We start from the raw sequence: 16363 nt of genomic DNA on the forward strand, positions 1-16363 counted from the left end.
TTGATCGGAGATGCCATCGTCTGATCGGCGTCCGCCGCTTCAGGCGGAAAGAACTGGCACGGACTCACCGTTCGACTCAGCCAACAATTCTCTTTGCACGGCCAGGAAGAACCTGCGCACTTCGTCGCTGGCTGCCGTTCTGTCCCTGCCCGTCCCGACAACGAGATCGAGCAACTCCGTCGCTTTTGCCTTCCAGAACGAGGTGGCGGTCTCGCCATGCAGATTGCCGAGCTTGGCGGCAACTTCCCTGACCAAGAATAGCTGACGATCGATCGGGAACGCACGGACTTTTTCTGGGTACATCTTCCGAACCATGAAACTGACGCAACGAATCAACCATTGCCGAACAAGCAATGGCTAACAGCGAAGGTGGAAACGGAAGCTTAACGGTGACCGGCCGATGCGTCGCGCACGCGAATTGTCATGTACTTTCGAACCCGAACTGGTTCACCCGGCGGCCCTCAGGCCGGCAGTGCTCTCGCCTCGCCGCCGCGCTTGCGCGGCACCATCATGTCGCCGGCCATCAGTCCGGTGACACGGCAGAACGCCATGAACGCCCGGCAGGCGTCTTCGGTCTCGATCACATCCACCGTGGCACCGAAACAGGCATTGAAGGCTTTCTGATACACCGGCCCCTGCCGGCGTGCCGGCCAATCCTGCAGAAAATCGAGCGCCTGCTCGACGCTGTAGATTTCCTCGACGGGCAAGCCGGGGCCTGGTGCGATGCGCACCGGCACCTCGAATTGCAATCTGTCCATTCGACATCTCCCGAACCGGCATCGCCCAAGCAACGCCGTTCGTCGTCAAAAGTTGCTTCGTTCGTTTTGTGCCACGGAAATGTGTCGTCACTGCGGAAAGTCGCCGCTTTGCTGCAGCGGCAAAGGCAAAGCCTGCCGGCACCAGGCGGCCCGGCAGTGAAAGCAACGCCGCGAAAAACGGAAAGCATTGCCTCGGCAAGCGAATATCCGGGCGGCTGAGACCGCATCAGGCAGTTCTTCCTTGAACCTTTCGCCCCCAAGTGCCAAATCTGGTGCCACTTACGCGCCTCACTCCTGCCGCGCGCCACCTTCTATATGGACAAAATGGTCACCTATCTCGACGCCGCCACTGCACCGCTCAGAAACACCGGCCAGATCCGCCTCTATGGCGAGGAAGGCTTTGCCGGCATGCGCAAGGCATGCGACCTCACCGCGCGCTGCCTGGACGAGCTGGTGCCAATGGTCGGTCCCGGCGTCACCACGGACACGATCGACCGTTTCGTCTTCGAGTTCGGCATGGACAACGGCGCGCTGCCGGCCACACTCAACTATCGCGGTTACACGAAATCGTCCTGCACCTCGATCAACCATGTCGTCTGTCACGGCATTCCCGACAACAAGCCGCTGAAGGATGGCGATATCGTCAACATCGACGTGACCTACATCCTCGATGGCTGGCACGGCGATTCCTCGCGCATGTATCCGGTTGGCACGATCAAGCGCGCCGCCGAACGCCTGCTCGAGGTCACCCATGAGTGTCTGATGCGCGGCATCGCCGCGGTCAGGCCGGGCGCGCGCACCGGCGCCATCGGCGCCGCCATCCAGACCTACGCCGAAGCGGAGCGCTGCTCCGTGGTGCGCGATTTCTGCGGCCACGGCGTCGGCCAGCTGTTCCATGATGCCCCCAACATCCTGCACTATGGCAGCGCCAATGAAGGTGTGGAAATGCGCGCCGGCATGATCTTCACCATCGAACCGATGATTAATCTTGGCCGGCCGCATGTGAAAGTCCTGTCGGACGGCTGGACGGCGGTGACGCGCGATCGCTCGCTGTCGGCGCAGTATGAGCACACGATCGGCGTGACCGACACCGGCTGCGAGATTTTCACGCTGTCGCCCAAAAAGCTCGACCGCCCCGGCCTGCCGGTTTAGGACACCGTGGCGAGGTCTTGAATAGCGGCCCATTTCCAGTGTTTGCGCGGCCGCCAGTCTTCGTCCTCGTCCATATCTCGTAGCCAGCGCATTATTTCCCGGCAACTGCGCGGACGGCCATCGCTGACCCTGCCATCGGTGCAGGGATCGTAGCGTTCGCGCGGGTAATTGTCGTGCCGTTCCCGATAACGCTCCCGGCTGTCCAGCATGCGCAGGAGCTCCCGGCAGTTATGCGGCTGGCCGTCGCTGTAACGGCCGTCCGTGCAAGGATCATCGTATTGGATGAAATGGATCGGGAGGTTCTGATCAGAGCGGCTACCGGCGGGTACGGCATCGATCACCAGGGCAGCCATTGCAGGGCTGAAGCTCAGAAACAGCCCGGCGGACAGCAGGATACGAACGAGGCTGGGCATCTTGGTTTCTCCGATGCGGGGCCATCAATGGCGATGCCATGAGCTTGCGCGGCCCCCATTGCCGCAACATTGCGTCGAGGTCGGTGGCTTACTTATTCCTTGCCGCCGAAAAGACCTCGACCGCCCCCGCCCGCCGTCCTAGTGTTTCGCGGGGATCAGCGATCATTGCTCGGGCTGGATGGGCGGCACATGGCGACACAGGGCGATGACGACGAGCGGAGTTTCTTCTCCGAGGTGCCAGTGCGGCAAGCCACGAAGGCCAGACAGGCTCCCGCCGAAAAGCCTCACTATCTCGGCCACCGTGATCGTCTGCGCGAGCGCTTTGCCTCGGCCGGCCCGGATGCCTTGCCCGACTATGAACTGCTGGAACTCCTGCTTTTCCGCCTGATCCCGCGCGCCGACACCAAGCCGGTCGCGAAGGCGCTGCTGGCCCGCTTCGGCACGTTGGCCGAAGTGCTCGGCGCGCCCGTCGGCCTGTTGCAGGAGGTCACGGGCATCGGCCCGACCGTGGCGCTCGAGCTGAAGGTCATCGCGGCGACCGCCCAGCGCATGGCGCGCGGCGAGGTTCAGGGCCGCGAAATCCTCTCGTCATGGCAGCAGCTCCTCGACTATTGCCGCTCGGCCATGGCGTTCGAGGCGCGCGAGCACTTCCGCATCCTTTTCCTCGACAAGAAGAACGCGCTGATATCAGACGAGGTGCAGCAGACAGGTACGGTCGACCACACGCCCGTCTATCCCAGGGAAGTGGTCAAGCGCGCGCTCGAACTGTCGGCCACCGCGATCATCCTGGTCCACAATCACCCTTCCGGCGACCCGACACCGTCGCGTGCCGATATCGAGATGACGAAAGAGATCATCGAAGCCGCCAAGCGGCTGGGCATTTCCGTGCATGACCACATCATCATCGGGCGAAAGGGCTATTCCAGCATGAAGGGCCTGTTGCTGATCTAAGTCTCGTATTCGCGAGACGGCAACGTCACGGCGCCGGCGATTATCCCGGCCGGAATTTGAAATCATTCAATCGTGGGAAGAACGATGCTGATACGCGCACTTCGCGGATCAATCTTCCAGTGGCGACAGCCCAAAAGATCGCCACTCTTCTAAAATCAAGGCCGATCGGTCTTGCAGCTGCCGGCAATCTGGCTGACCGCCTCATCGAAGCCGGCGAGGTCGAAATCGGCTTGGCCACGCCCGGACAGCAATCCGAAGCGCCATGACAGCAGCAGGCGGTTTGCCGGAACGAGGCGCTTGATGCCATCGGCGCCGTCGCGCATCAGCTGCCTGCCGCGCGTGCCGACGGACCAGCTCTCGTCAAATTTGCCGGCGCCGTCGATGGTCACCGACATGGTGATTTTCCGGCTGGCGGAGACCGCGTCGTTCAATTGCAGCCATTCGGTCCAGGCCGGCTCGCCGTCAGCCCGGCAAGCGATGGTCAGCACCGGGCTGTAGCTCAGCGCGCCGCCTCCGGTGATCAGTTTGTTGGTGGCATAGACCGACGCCGTGACGAGGCCGTCATTGGCCGTGTCAAAACGCCAATTGTCCGTACCGGCCCCGGCAGCGCCGCAGGCCAAGGCAAGGAAAAGCACCGCGGCGGCAGCGCGCCTCATTCCCACGAACACCCCCAACGACATCACCAATTACCTCTGGTCTTCCAACCAACCAGATAATGATCAAGGCTTCGTATCGCCACCGGTGCCCATCAGGAACGAATCCGATGTTGCAGTTTGGCAACGAAAAAGGCCGCCCGGAGGCGGCCTTTCGGAATTCACTGCAATGGGTGGCCTATTCGGCGTCCTTGGCGGCCTTCTTTTTCGGCGCGGCCTTTTTCTTCGGCTCTTCCGTCTCGTCAGCGGCATCGCTTGCCTTGGCTTCGGCCTTCTTCGACGCGGCTTTCTTGGCCGGCTTCGCCTTGGCCTTGGTCTCGTCTTCCTCGTCGTCGGCCATCAGCTCTTCCTTGCTGACCTTGACGTCGGTGACCGAGATCTGTTCGAGCAGGTGGTCGACAACCTTCTCCTCGAACATCGGTGCCCTCAGCGCGTTGAGCGCCTCGGGATTGCTGCGATAGAACTCGAAGGCTTCCTGCTGCTGGTTGGCCGGGAAGCGGCGAACCTGCTCGAACAGGCCGCGTTGCAGTTCCTCGTCCGAAACCGTGACGCCGGCCTTCTCGCCGATCTCGGCCAGCACCAGGCCAAGGCGCACGCGGCGCTCGGCAAGGCGCATGTATTCGGCGCGCGCATCTTCCTCGGTCGTCTCTTCGTCGGCGAAGGTGCGGCCGGCGGCTTCCAGGTCGCGGTTGACCTGCGCCCAGATGTTGTTGAACTCGGCTTCGACGAGCTTCGACGGCGCTTCGAACGAATAGGCCGCATCGAGCTGATCGAGCAGCTGGCGCTTGACCTTCTGGCGCGTCATCGAACCGAACTGGTTCTCGATCTGGCCGCGCACGATGTCACGCAGGCGCTCGAGCGATTCCAGGCCAAGGTTCTTGGCGGTCTCGTCGTTGATTTCGAGCTCGCCGGGCTTCGACACTTCCTTGACGGTGACCTCGAAGGTCGCTTCCTTGCCGGCCAGATGCGCCGCCTGGTAGTTTTCCGGGAAGGTCACGGTGATCTGCTTCTCGTCACCGGCCTTGGCGCCGATCAGTTGATCCTCGAAGCCCGGAATGAACTCCTTGGAGCCCAGCACCAGCGGCTGGTCGTTGCCGGCGCCGCCAGCGAAAGCCTCGCCGTCGATCTTGCCGACATAGTCGATCGTGACGCGGTCGCCTTCGGCGGCCTTGCCGGTCTTCGGCTCGTAGCTGCGCGCCGATTCGGCGACGCGCTTGACCTGGTCGTCGATTTCCGAATCCGGAACGTCGAACACCTGGCGCGTCACCTTGATGTCGGAGAAATCCTTGATCTCGATCGCCGGAATGACCTCATAGTTGAGGCGGAACTCGAAGTCGGCGCCTCCGGCCAGGATCTTCTCGGCTTCCTTCTCGTCCTCGGTCATGATGACCTCAGGCTGCATGGCGGCCTTTTCGCCGCGCCCGGTGATGATCGAGCGGGTCGAGTCGTTGAGGATCTCGTTGACCACTTCGGCCATGAACGACTTGCCATAGACCTTGCGCAGGTGCTGCACCGGCACCTTGCCCGGACGGAAGCCGTTGATGCGGACCTTGTTGCGGGCGTCCGACAGCCGCGCCATCAGCTTGGCTTCCATATCACCGGCCGGCACGGTGATCTTGATCTCGCGCTTGAGACCGGAATTGAGAGTTTCGGTGACCTGCATCGTAAAACCTTTGTTTTCACCAATGAGGCTGCCAAACGGCTCCCTGCCGTTCACAGCCTGCCGGTAATTCTTGCCGGGAATGGCTTTTGGTACGGAACCTGGCGATTTGACCGGAAATACGGCTCAAACTCTCCCAAACTGCGTTCCAAAATGTGAATAAGTTCTTGTTTTTCCTACTTCTTATCACATCTTGTAGAAGCGGATCGTCGCGTTCCGTCACATTTGACACGCCTTTTGTCACAGGCGAGCCTAATTTTCAACAGTCTTCGCGTTTAGGCGAATAACCAACATTCCGGCCCTGAGCCAACATCTTGTCTCCGACATTGACAGAATGATGGCTACATGGGATTGCCGGGCCACGCGGGTATGGCGGAACTGGTAGACGCACCAGATTTAGGTTCTGGCGAGAGATCGTGGGGGTTCGAGTCCCTCTACCCGCACCACCCTTCGCTCTTCGAGCTTCGGGTGGCAGGTCACCCGGAGCTCGCTAGACGAAGGAGCGTCCTGCGAAACCTGGCGAAGAGGACCGGCGTCGTTATCGCGCATCCCACGGTCTAATAAAGCGGCTCCTCGAAAAGCGTCTTGTCGCCATCCATCAGCGCCTTGATCTGCGCCGTGCCGTCGGCGGCGAGCGCCAGCTTGATCCCGAACGGGCGCACCCGCATGTCGCTCTGGATCGCCATCCCCTCGCCTTCGGGCAGATAGAAGCGCTCGATGCCGTAATCCGGCGCGATCGTCATGCCTTCGCCGCGAAGATCCCAACCTGCGGCGACATGGCCCGAAATGTCGGCTTCGTCCGTTGCGGCCGGCGTCGGTGCCGTGCCGAACCAGGCGGCGGTCGGCGTCCAGTAGCCGTCGGCGCCCTTCTTCAGCCGGACCACGATCGAGGTGTCGTCGCTGGACTGTTTGTCGGACGCAATGTTGGCGATCATTTTCACCGGTATGCGCGAGATGTCATAGCCGAGGACGATATAGTCGCCGCGCAGCAAGTCGCGCGGATCGACTGGTTGGATCTTCAGCAGGACTTCCTTGCCATTACGCAGGATCGCCGCCCGGCTGGCGATGATCCAACTGAGAAAACCGAGTTGGACGAGCGCCAGCACCAGCGCCGAGATGACAAGCCTCTTCCCGGTCATCATGCCGTGGCTCCCCCAATGGCCGGACCCTTCATGCGTTTTTCCACGCGGATGATGACGATCGCAAGCACGCCCAGCAGCAGCGCGGCGGCAAGGAAGAAGCCGGCGGTGTCGAGCATCGACTGAAGCGTCACGACATAAATGATGGCGAGTTCGAAGGCGAAGCCGAGATAGGCCAGCCAGCGCAGGCCACGGCTCTCACGGCCTGCGAACACGACTGCCGCGACGATCCCCGCCAATGCGACGACCGAAGCGATGGCGAAACCGCTGTTGTAGGTGCTCTCGCCAGCCAGTTCGAACTGGATGATGGCCAGGCCGGTGAGGAAGCCAAGCAGCGCGTGCAGGGGCAAACGACCGCCGAGTTGCACGATCCTGTCGACCGGTTCCGGCGCAAGGGCGGCAGCAGCAAAAAGCGCGACAGAGACGATGACCAGAGGGATCGCTACCGGCAGCGTCGCGTGATCCATGGCCAGGAGCACCAGATAGAAAAGCAGCGACAGGATGATCAGATGCCGCGCCGGCTGGCTGCGGGTCCAGAACGAAACAGCAAACAGCACCACCGCCATGGCGACGAAGGCGTGTGGAAACTCGCTACGGCTGTAATAGTCGAACCCTTTCAGGAACAGCCAGGCGTCGGCGATGCCGACCGCTGCCACGGTCAGCGCGTTGGAGCGCAGCGCAACCGCCGCCAATGCCGTGCCGGCGCCCCAGGTGACCAGGGCGGAAGCCTCGTCGCCGGACAAATGGTACATCTGCCCGATCAGCGCGATCGAAGCGCCGAACGCGGCCGCCGCCACGATCCACAGGGCTTCGCCGATCGCCGCATGGTCGCGCGTCTTCAGCACCGCCCCGCCGACATAGCCGCCAAGGATAACGGCGAACAGCGCGGCCACCCGCGCCAGCCGCGGGATCGCTTCCCAATTGGCGGCGACGAAGATCAGGATGGCCGCTCCAAAGAGCAGGGCCGCCATCATCGCGAGGATCGAGCCGAAGCTGAGCGACTGGCGGGCGTTGGCGTCGACGTCACGGACCAGGGAATCGGCTGTGGCGGCGTCGATCAGGCCTGCCTGCCGCCACCGCGCGATATCGGACCTTAGTCGTGATGAATAGCCCGCCATTCCCCTTCTCCCCCAGTTGGTCTTTTTTCAGCCGATCAGCCCAAACCGTTGACGTCACGGCACTTTCTGATTCTGGCTTCTTTGTGTCGGGTCGGTGAAACCGCGTTAATGTTGCATTGCACAATTTGCATTGCTGCCATGCAGCCATAGCGCTTTTAAATCGATATGGGTCCCCCTACTTATGGTTCGTACACAAACGGAATGATCCGCAAGAAAGACGAAACGAGAACTACCATGAACCTGATCCGCAACTACCGCAACTGGCGCCGCTACCGGGACACCGTCTCCGAGCTGAGCCGCCTGAGCAACCGTGAACTGACCGACCTCGGCATCAGCCGCAGCGACATCCCTTACGTCGCTCGCAAGGCGGTCTAATCCTTCGGGCCGCGAATGGTCCGAACCAGTTTTGAAAAAGAGAACGACAATGAACTTGATCCGCAACTATCGTAACTGGCGCGTTTATCGCGAGACGGTTACCGAGCTGGGTCGCCTTTCGAACCGCCAGCTGCATGATCTCGGCATCGTCCGCGACGAAATCAAGATCATCGCCCGCCAGGCGATGTAACCAAGGAATTTCGCTGGGGTCGACCTCCTCCCCGACCCAAGCGAATTCGGTCCGCCCTTACCTCCTCCCAAGGGTTGACCATCAAAACGGCGCCCGCCGCACCTCCTCCCGCGGCGGGCGTTGTTTCCCCGGGGCAAAAGGATTTTGCCCCAGAGGTTTCGCCCTCTGTAAAAATGCGAAGAGAATTTCGTCTGAGCCGACCTCCTCCCCGGCGATGACGAATAGGCCCAACCTTCACCTCCTCCCGAAGGTTGGCCACCCAAACGGCGCCCGCCGCACCTCCTCCCGCGGCGGGCGCTGTTTCCCCGGGACAAACGAATTTTGCCCCAGAGGTTTCGCCCTCTCTAAAAATGCGAAGAGAATTTCGTCTGAGCCGACCTCCTCCCCGGCGATGACGAATACGGTCGGCCTTCACCTCCTCCCGAGGGTCGACCCCCAAAACGACACCCGCCGGACCTCCTCCCCCGGCGGGTGTTGTTGTATTCAGGGGCAGGTGTTCCCGACCCCGGCGTTTCGCGTTACCGCCACGCGACAATTGCAATCGCCGCGGCAAGCTATTATTCCGGCGGCCATGAGCAAAAATCCAATCCATATCATCGGCGGCGGCCTCGCCGGTTCCGAGGCGGCATGGCAGGCGGCCGAGGCCGGTGTTCCCGTCATCCTGCATGAAATGCGCCCGGTTCGCGGCACCGATGCCCACAAGACCGATGGCCTGGCCGAACTCGTCTGTTCCAATTCCTTCCGCTCCGACGACGCCGAAAACAACGCCGTCGGCCTGCTGCATGCCGAAATGCGGCTGGCCGGCTCGCTGATCATGAGCGCCGGCGACGCCAACCAGGTGCCGGCAGGCGGCGCGCTGGCCGTCGACCGCGATGGTTTTTCCGACGCGGTGACGAAAAAGCTCGAGGCACATCCGCTGATCACCATCGAGCGCGAGGAAGTTCCCGGCCTGCCGCCGGCGGAGTGGGACCAGGCGATCATCGCCACCGGGCCGCTGACCGCGCCATCGCTTGCCCAGTCGATCGCCGAAGCGACCGGCGCCGATGCGCTCGCTTTCTTCGATGCCATCGCGCCGATCATCCATTTCGACACGATCGACATGGATACCTGCTGGTTCCAGTCGCGCTACGACAAGGTCGGGCCTGGCGGCACCGGCAAGGATTATATCAACTGTCCCATGGACAAGGATCAGTACCTCGCCTTCGTGCAGGCGCTGGTCGACGGCCAGAAGACCGAGTTCAAGCAATGGGAAGGCACGCCCTATTTCGACGGGTGCCTGCCGATCGAGATCATGGCCGAACGCGGCGTCGAGACGCTGCGCTACGGACCGATGAAGCCGATGGGCCTCACCAATGCGCACAATCCGACGGTGAAGGCCTATGCGGTCGTCCAGTTGCGGCAGGACAATGCGCTGGGCACGCTCTACAACATGGTCGGCTTCCAGACCAAGCTGAAGCACGCCGAACAGGTGCGCGTGTTCCGCACCATTCCGGGCCTCGAAAACGCCGACTTCGCCCGCCTTGGCGGCCTGCACCGCAACACCTACATCAACTCGCCGACCTTGCTGGACGCCTCGCTGCAGCTGAAGTCGCAACCCGGCCTGCGCTTTGCCGGCCAGATCACCGGCTGCGAAGGCTATGTCGAGAGCGCCGCCATCGGCCTGCTCGCCGGGCGCTTCGCCGCGGCCGAGCGGCTCGGCCATGCACCATCGCTACCGCCGCTCACCACCGCCTTCGGCGCGCTGCTCAACCACATCACCGGTGGCCACATCGTTTCCGACGACGAGCCGGGCAAACGCTCTTTCCAGCCGATGAACGTCAATTTCGGCCTGTTCCCGCCGGTCGAGGCGCCGAAGAGCGAGGGCAAGCGCATGCGCGGCAAGGACAAGACCGTCGCCAAGCGCCACGCCATCACCTCGCGTGCCCTGCAAGACTGCCGTGAATGGCTGGGTGTGCCGGCGCAGACGGCTGAGGCTGCCGAATAAGCTCGCGGCCTGATGGACGCTCGGCGTAAAGTAGGATACTATCCTACTTTACGCCGAGCGGAGCCGTTCCATGGAAGCAGCCGAGAAACTATCCGTCACCGTCACACCCGCGATGGCACGCATGATCCGCGAAAGAGTCGAGGACGGTTCGTTCGGCTCGGCCAGCGAGGTTATCCGCGCAGCTCTTCGCGCTTTCCAACGCGAAGAAGAGGAACACGCCGAGCGCATGGCCTCGATCAGGGCGCGTGTGAAGGCGTCGATCGAGGATACGAGACCCGCCGTTCCGCTCAATGAGGCAATCGACAGAGTAAAGAACCGCATTTCGCAACTGGCGCGAGACAATGATGATTCAGCGTCTCGCCGTCGTTCTTAGTGAAGGAGCTATATCCGACCTCGAGGCTATCGCCGCCTATGTGCTTGAGAGCAGCGGAAGCGAAAGCATCACCAACGGTTTCGTCGACCGGATCAAGGAACGCTGCCTGGGCGTTGGAAACGTCCCTCGTGGCGGTCGCCCGCGTGATGACATCGCGCCGGGACTGAGGACGGTTCCTTTCGAACACTCCGCTGTTATAGCCTACGTGGTCGAAAGCGATGTCGTTCACATCGTCAACATCTTCTACGGCGGCCGCGACTACGAAGCGCTGATAGGCGATAGCGACAAACCCTCTTGACCGGACAGCTACTCGGCCGGCTCGGCGGTCGCTAACGGCAAGCCTGGCTTGCCCGCCTCCGCAGGATTTCGCCTGACATAAGCAGCCTTCAGCGTCTCCGAAGTTTCGCGTGAGCCGTCATGGCTCCAGCCTGGGGGCTTGATCAGGTAGTTCAGTCGCTCGCTCACTGTCAGCCCCGGCGCGAAGGCATCCCTGAACATGCCGATCCATTCGTGGAACGCCACTTTCAGCGGATTGAAAGTGCCGAGATTTTTCACGATGCCGTAGCGCGGCCGGTCCTCTTCCAACTCCTCGACGAAGGTGCCGAACATGCGGTCCCATATGATCAGCGTGCCCGCATAGTTGGCGTCGAGATAGCGCGGGTTGGTGGCGTGGTGGACGCGGTGGTGCGAGGGCGTGTTGAAGATGAACTCGAACCAGTTCCACATCTTGCCGATCGTCTCGGTGTGGATCCAGAACTGCCAGACCAGGTTGAAACCGAAGGTGAAGGCAATCACCGCCGGATGGAAGCCGAGCAGCACCAGCGGCGCCTGCAGCACGAACATGAAGGTGAACAGGCCGGTCCAGCTTTGCCTGAGCGCCGTCGACAAATTGTAGTGCTGGCTGGAATGGTGGTTGACGTGCTCCGCCCACACCCAGCGCACCCGGTGCGCGATGCGGTGGTAGACGTAGTAGCGCAGATCATCGAGAAGGAAGGCCGCCAGGAACACCCAAACCGACAGGCCGAGATTGAAGACCCGGAACTGCCATAGCCACAACAGCGCCCAGTAGGACACGACGCCGAGCAGCAGCCCGGCGACGACGTTGCCGGTGCCCATCATCAGGCTGGTCAGCGTGTCGCGGGTCTCGAACGAGCCCTTGGCGCGACCGGTCCGCACCAGCCAGAGCTCGATCAGGATCGCGGCGACAAAAAACGGAATGGCCAGTTGGGTGACCTGCGGAAACTCGTAGCTGTCCATCACGCTGCCTCCTTCCCGGAACTCGTGTCTCGCGGCCCAAGAGCGTTCCGCAAGGCCTGCACGTCGGCGGCATTGGCGAAGCGGAAGCGGCCGCCCTTCCAGGTGAAGTCCGTCAGCCGCAGCTGGATCGTGTCCGTCTCGTCAGTTTTGGACACAACGACGTCCCGAGGCGTCACGACGCGGGTCAGAAAGCAGTCGCCGATACCGTGGACGATGCCCGTGCGGCCATGGGCAAGATCGAGAAAAGCGGATCGGCTGTCCGCGGTTAGTCGAACCGCGGTCACAATCTCGTCGGGAAAGTCCTCTGCGAAACGGCCCGTGGCTTGATCCGCGCCGGTCAGAGTGACCATATTGCTGCCGCCGGTGAAATGCACGGCGGCTACCGACAGCGCGATGCCCAGAACGACGATCACGACCAGCACGGGCAAGCTCATGAACGGGAATCTCCTCCGGGCCAGCCTGTCGTCTTAGGCGACAGTTCTCGGCAGGCGGACTTCTTAACACGATTGACGTTTACGTCAATGTGTCGGCCAGCCCTTGCCCGCATGGCGCAGCAGCAGCCAGTGTCGGCGCAACGCCGACAGCCGTGCCACGCCCCCGAGCGGGGCCTGGCGCGAGCCTTCCATCTTGTCGAGATAAGCGCGCGACAGCGCCAGCGGCAGGAATGCCGGACGCAACGACCCCGGCAGCGCGGCAGCACCCCGTTCGAAGGCGGAAAGATGTTCGCGCGCCAGCGAGATCATCGCGGCCACGGCGCGCTGGGCACCAGGACCGCCATTGCCGGCAATAAACTCTTCCGGCGACGAGCCCGCCGCCGCCAGGATGTCAGCCGGGACAAAACACTGCCCGCGCCCGCGGTGCAGCGGCAACAGAAGCAAAAGGCCCGTCATTGCCTGCGCGCAGCCCGCCCTGCCGGCCAGTTCGGCGAACCTTGGCGCCTCGACAGGATCGAGCACCATTGCCGCAAGCTGGATCAGCGCGGCTGCCGTCTCGCCGCAATAGCCTTCCAGATCGGTGCGCGACGGCATCGGATCGTCGTAGAGATCGAAGATGCGTGCTTCGAGCATGTTCTCAAAGGCCAGTTTCGGCAGCTTGAACGCCGCAATGGTGGCGTTCAAGGCTTCGGCAACAGGATGGCCCGCGCCCGCCTCGCCGCCGGCGGCGATGACATCGCGCCACCATTGCAGCCGGACCTCCCCGGGCAAAGGCTCATGGATGCGGTCACGAATGCCTGATATCTCGGCATTGAATGCGTACAGCGAAAACAGCGCCTTGCGCTTGTCGGCCGGCGCGTAGAGCGCGGTGAGATACCGATCATGGTCGGCGACGCGCACCGCATCCATGACGATTTCAGTATTCTGCGACATATCAATCGACGGCGATGAGCGCGGCCGCCACGGCGCGGTTTTCAGCCAGAAGGACATTGTAGGTCCGCACTGCTGCCCCAGTCGACATCGGGTCGGACGCTATGCCGGCATCCTTCAGCGCGGCCCGCAGCGCCGCCGGCAACGGCCTGAGATCCCGACCCATGCCAACCAGCAGGATCTCGACCTTGTCGGCCTCGGCGAGCAGCCTGTCGAAATCCGCCACGGTCAGCGCTTGGGGATTTGCCGGCTCCCAACCATGGATGCCTGTGGGCAGGCACATGAGAGAGCCGCGATGCGACATGTCGGCAAAGCGGAAGCCGCCATTGCCATAGGCCTCGATTGGCGCACGGCCGGGGAAATGCGCCTCGCGGATAATGATGCCTTTGCCGGCCATCACTCTATCACCCCTCGGGGCCGCGCGTCAGGTCGCGACGGCCTTGCCGCCGCTGACCGGCTTTTCCTCGTCGGCCGAAGCCTGCGGCCGCAGCTTGAACAGGATGAGCAACGGCGCCGCGATGAAGATCGACGAATACGTGCCGAACACGACGCCGAACAGCATCGCCAGCGTGAAGGAGCGGATCACTTCGCCGCCGAACAGCACCAGCGCCAGCAGCGCCAAGCTGGTCGTGACGGACGTCAGCGTCGTTCTCGACAACGTCTCGTTGATGGCGTTGTTCAACAGCTGTGGCAACGGCATTCGCTTGTATTTTCGCAGATCCTCGCGGACGCGGTCATAGACCACGATCGTGTCGTTCAGCGAATAACCGATAATGGTCAGGATCGCCGCCAGTGACGACTGGTTGAACTCGAGCCCGGTGATGACGAAGAAACCGAGCGTCATGACCACATCGTGCACCGTCGCGACAATGGCGCCGACCGCGAACTGCCATTCGAAGCGGAACCAGACATAGATCAGGATGCCGGCCAGCGCGACGATCATGGCGATCGTGCCTTGCTTGGCCAGTTCGCCGGAAACCGTCGGGCCCACCACTTCGACGCGACGGAAATTATACTGATCCTGCAGCTCGCCGCGCACCTTGTCGATCACGGTCTGCTCGGCATTTTCACCGGCATCCTGCGTGCCGACGCGGATCAACACGTCGTTGGGTGCACCGAACTGCTGCACCTGCACTTCGCCGATGTTCAGTTCCGTCAATCGGCTGCGGATGTCACCAATATTGGCATCGCCGCTCTTCGACTGCACCTCGATCAGGGAACCGCCCTTGAAGTCGATGCCGTAATTGATGCCGACGCTCATGAACAACACGACGGACAATATCGACAATGTGCTGGACAGCGCGAACGTCCACCGGCGGATACCCATGAACGGAATTTTCGTGCCGGGCGGAACGAAAGTCACCGGTGCGCGCGGCAGTTCCTTCGGACGTGCGCGGCGCAGCCAGATCGACACCAGCAGGCGGGTGAAGGTGAAAGCGGTGAAGACCGTGGTCAGGATGCCGATGGCATAGGTGATGGCAAAGCCCTTCACGGGTCCGGTACCGAGATAGAACAGCACCACTGTCGCAATCAGCGAGGTGACGTTGGAATCGACGATGGTCGCCAGCGCCTTCGAGAAGCCGGTGTCGATCGCCTGGATCACCGAGCGACCGGCGCGTCGCTCCTCGCGGATACGCTCGTAGATCAGCACGTTGGAATCGACCGCCATGCCGATGGTCAGCACGATACCGGCAATACCGGGCAAGGTCAGCGTCGCGCCGAGCAGCGACAGCAGCCCGACGATCATCGCCACGTGCACCGCCAGCGCGATATTGGCGAGGAAGCCGAGGAAACCGTAGGCGACGAACATGAATGCCACGACGAGGATCGAACCGATGATGCCCGCGACCTTGCCCGCATGGATCGAATCCTGGCCCAGGCCCGGACCCACGGTACGCTCCTCGATGACCGTCAATGTCGCGGGCAGCGCGCCGGCGCGCAGCAGCACGGCGAGGTCGTTGGCGCTTTGCGCTGTGAAATTGCCGGAGATCTGGCCGGTGCCGCCAAGGATCGGTTCACGGATCTGCGGCGCCGAAATCACCTGGTTGTCGAGGATGATGGCGAACAGCTTGCCGACGTTCTGCGCGGTGGCCTGGCCGAAGCGGGCGGCACCCTTGGAATCGAAGCGGAACGAAACCACCGGCTCGTTGTTCTGCGAATTGTACGTCGCCTGTGCGTCGACGAGGTTTTCACCCGACACGATAACGCGGTTCTCGATCAGGTATGGAACCGGCGGATCGTCCTGGGAATAGAGCACCGACGAACCGGCTGGCGGGCGCCCCTTGAGCGCGTCCTGCACCGGCATCGACTGGTCGACCATCTGGAAGGTCAGCTTCGCGGTCTGGCCGAGAATCTCTTTCAGCCGCTGCGGATCCTGCAGGCCAGGCACCTGGACGAGGATGCGGTCCTCGCCTTGCCGCTGCACGATAGGCTCGGTCGTGCCGAGTTCGTTGACGCGGCGCTCGACCACCTCGATCGACTGCGCCAACGCGGTCGACGTGCGGTATTTGATGCCGGCGTCGGTGACGGTGAACTTAAGCAGGCCCGGCTCGGAATCATCCAGCGCCATTTCCTGGATGGAACCGCCGGTGAACAAGCCGGCGGCGACAGGATCGGTCAAAGTCTTCAATGCCTTCTTGGCGGCATCGAGCTGGGCGGGATCGGTGATGCGGACCTGCAGGGTCTTGCCGGTGCCGGCAAGACCGGTATAGCCGATCTTGGCATCGCGCAGCAGTGTGCGGATTTCGTCGCGCGTCGTCTCCAACCGATCCTTGATCAGATCATTCTGGTTCATCTCCAGCAGGATGTGCGAACCGCCCTGCAGATCGAGGCCGAGCGTCATCTGCCGCTTCGGCACCCAACTGGGCAGCTGAGCCAGCGTGCTGGCGGGGAACAGGTTGGGCGCGGCGAGGATCACTGTGGCGGCCACGGCCAGCCAGATCAGGATCATCTTGAAGCGCGAGAAATAAAGCATAG

At 62.3% G+C, this 16363-nt stretch carries 19 protein-coding genes and 1 tRNA gene; 8 read left to right on the forward strand and 12 right to left on the reverse strand.

Features of this window, described 5'->3' with window-relative positions:
- Positions 1 to 39 precede the first annotated feature (39 nt).
- A complete protein-coding gene (locus tag FJ527_RS04490) occupies positions 40 to 303 on the reverse strand; it encodes a DUF6074 family protein (protein WP_023769988.1) in 264 nt (87 codons plus the stop codon).
- Between the two features lie 158 nt (positions 304 to 461).
- On the reverse strand, positions 462 to 758 hold the full coding sequence (locus FJ527_RS04495) for a DUF982 domain-containing protein (RefSeq protein WP_140821906.1): 297 nt from the start codon (positions 756 to 758) through the stop codon (positions 462 to 464).
- Between the two features lie 324 nt (positions 759 to 1082).
- Between FJ527_RS04495 and map the strand changes: the two genes are divergently transcribed.
- Complete coding sequence (map, locus tag FJ527_RS04500; RefSeq protein WP_015317558.1) at positions 1083 to 1910, forward strand: type I methionyl aminopeptidase; 828 nt, start codon at positions 1083 to 1085, stop codon at positions 1908 to 1910.
- Here map and FJ527_RS04505 read toward each other — a convergent pair.
- Positions 1907 to 2323, reverse strand: a complete 417-nt coding sequence (locus FJ527_RS04505; protein ID WP_140821908.1) for a hypothetical protein — start codon at positions 2321 to 2323, stop codon at positions 1907 to 1909. The genes map and FJ527_RS04505 overlap by 4 nt on opposite strands.
- 189 nt (positions 2324 to 2512) lie before the next feature.
- Between FJ527_RS04505 and radC the strand changes: the two genes are divergently transcribed.
- Complete coding sequence (gene radC, locus FJ527_RS04510) at positions 2513 to 3274, forward strand: DNA repair protein RadC (RefSeq protein ID WP_140821910.1); 762 nt, start codon at positions 2513 to 2515, stop codon at positions 3272 to 3274.
- A gap of 155 nt (positions 3275 to 3429) precedes the next feature.
- Here the strand turns inward: radC and FJ527_RS04515 are convergent, their stop codons facing one another.
- Together FJ527_RS04515 and tig are read right to left on the reverse strand one after the other, a co-directional pair.
- Positions 3430 to 3930: a hypothetical protein gene (locus FJ527_RS04515; protein WP_246677682.1), complete on the reverse strand. Its 501-nt coding sequence runs from the start codon at positions 3928 to 3930 to the stop codon at positions 3430 to 3432.
- Between the two features lie 175 nt (positions 3931 to 4105).
- Positions 4106 to 5590, reverse strand: coding sequence for a trigger factor (gene tig, locus FJ527_RS04520; RefSeq protein WP_140661129.1), 1485 nt, complete (start codon positions 5588 to 5590; stop codon positions 4106 to 4108).
- Between the two features lie 360 nt (positions 5591 to 5950).
- Here tig and FJ527_RS04525 point away from each other — a divergent pair.
- Positions 5951 to 6033, forward strand: a tRNA-Leu gene (locus tag FJ527_RS04525).
- Between the two features lie 111 nt (positions 6034 to 6144).
- On the opposite strand, the gene FJ527_RS04530 is transcribed toward FJ527_RS04525, so the two are convergent.
- Together FJ527_RS04530 and FJ527_RS04535 are read right to left on the reverse strand one after the other, a co-directional pair.
- Positions 6145 to 6729: a GDYXXLXY domain-containing protein gene (locus tag FJ527_RS04530; RefSeq protein WP_140821913.1), complete on the reverse strand. Its 585-nt coding sequence runs from the start codon at positions 6727 to 6729 to the stop codon at positions 6145 to 6147.
- On the reverse strand, positions 6726 to 7844 hold the full coding sequence (locus FJ527_RS04535; protein WP_140821915.1) for a DUF2157 domain-containing protein: 1119 nt from the start codon (positions 7842 to 7844) through the stop codon (positions 6726 to 6728). The genes FJ527_RS04530 and FJ527_RS04535 overlap by 4 nt, the downstream gene beginning before the upstream one ends.
- Before the next feature lie 234 nt (positions 7845 to 8078).
- On the opposite strand from FJ527_RS04535, the gene FJ527_RS04540 reads away from it, so the two are divergent.
- The 5 genes from FJ527_RS04540 to FJ527_RS04560 all read left to right on the forward strand — a co-directional run bounded on the left by FJ527_RS04540 (position 8079) and on the right by FJ527_RS04560 (position 11064).
- Entirely contained in the window at positions 8079 to 8219 is a 141-nt protein-coding gene (locus tag FJ527_RS04540) for a DUF1127 domain-containing protein (RefSeq protein ID WP_013531315.1), read from the forward strand.
- Positions 8220 to 8268: 49 nt separating this feature from the next.
- Positions 8269 to 8409, forward strand: coding sequence for a DUF1127 domain-containing protein (locus tag FJ527_RS04545; RefSeq protein ID WP_015317551.1), 141 nt, complete (start codon positions 8269 to 8271; stop codon positions 8407 to 8409).
- 571 nt (positions 8410 to 8980) lie between these two features.
- Entirely contained in the window at positions 8981 to 10393 is a 1413-nt protein-coding gene (gene trmFO / locus FJ527_RS04550; RefSeq protein WP_140821917.1) for a methylenetetrahydrofolate--tRNA-(uracil(54)-C(5))-methyltransferase (FADH(2)-oxidizing) TrmFO, read from the forward strand.
- Between the two features lie 70 nt (positions 10394 to 10463).
- On the forward strand, positions 10464 to 10766 hold the full coding sequence (locus FJ527_RS04555) for a type II toxin-antitoxin system ParD family antitoxin (protein ID WP_015317549.1): 303 nt from the start codon (positions 10464 to 10466) through the stop codon (positions 10764 to 10766).
- Positions 10738 to 11064 carry a type II toxin-antitoxin system RelE/ParE family toxin gene (locus FJ527_RS04560; RefSeq protein ID WP_140822388.1) on the forward strand — a complete coding sequence of 109 codons (327 nt, stop codon included), beginning with the start codon at positions 10738 to 10740 and terminating at the stop codon, positions 11062 to 11064. Before FJ527_RS04555 ends, FJ527_RS04560 begins: the two co-directional genes overlap by 29 nt.
- A gap of 8 nt (positions 11065 to 11072) precedes the next feature.
- Here FJ527_RS04560 and FJ527_RS04565 read toward each other — a convergent pair whose 3' ends face one another.
- From FJ527_RS04565 to secDF, 5 genes are all read right to left on the reverse strand, one after another.
- Positions 11073 to 12023 carry a sterol desaturase family protein gene (locus FJ527_RS04565; RefSeq protein ID WP_181166278.1) on the reverse strand — a complete coding sequence of 317 codons (951 nt, stop codon included), beginning with the start codon at positions 12021 to 12023 and terminating at the stop codon, positions 11073 to 11075.
- Entirely contained in the window at positions 12023 to 12445 is a 423-nt protein-coding gene (locus tag FJ527_RS04570) for a hypothetical protein (RefSeq protein WP_224528052.1), read from the reverse strand. The genes FJ527_RS04565 and FJ527_RS04570 overlap by 1 nt, the downstream gene beginning before the upstream one ends.
- Before the next feature lie 96 nt (positions 12446 to 12541).
- Positions 12542 to 13390, reverse strand: a complete 849-nt coding sequence (locus tag FJ527_RS04575; RefSeq protein ID WP_181166279.1) for a phytoene/squalene synthase family protein — start codon at positions 13388 to 13390, stop codon at positions 12542 to 12544.
- Between the two features lies 1 nt (position 13391).
- Complete coding sequence (locus tag FJ527_RS04580; protein ID WP_015317544.1) at positions 13392 to 13784, reverse strand: Mth938-like domain-containing protein; 393 nt, start codon at positions 13782 to 13784, stop codon at positions 13392 to 13394.
- 27 nt (positions 13785 to 13811) lie between these two features.
- Positions 13812 to 16361 carry a protein translocase subunit SecDF gene (gene secDF / locus FJ527_RS04585; RefSeq protein ID WP_015317543.1) on the reverse strand — a complete coding sequence of 850 codons (2550 nt, stop codon included), beginning with the start codon at positions 16359 to 16361 and terminating at the stop codon, positions 13812 to 13814.
- Between the last annotated feature and the right edge of the window lie 2 nt (positions 16362 to 16363).

It is taken from the genome of Mesorhizobium sp. B2-4-18 (assembly GCF_006441385.1).
GTDB lineage: Bacteria > Pseudomonadota > Alphaproteobacteria > Rhizobiales > Rhizobiaceae > Mesorhizobium > Mesorhizobium australicum.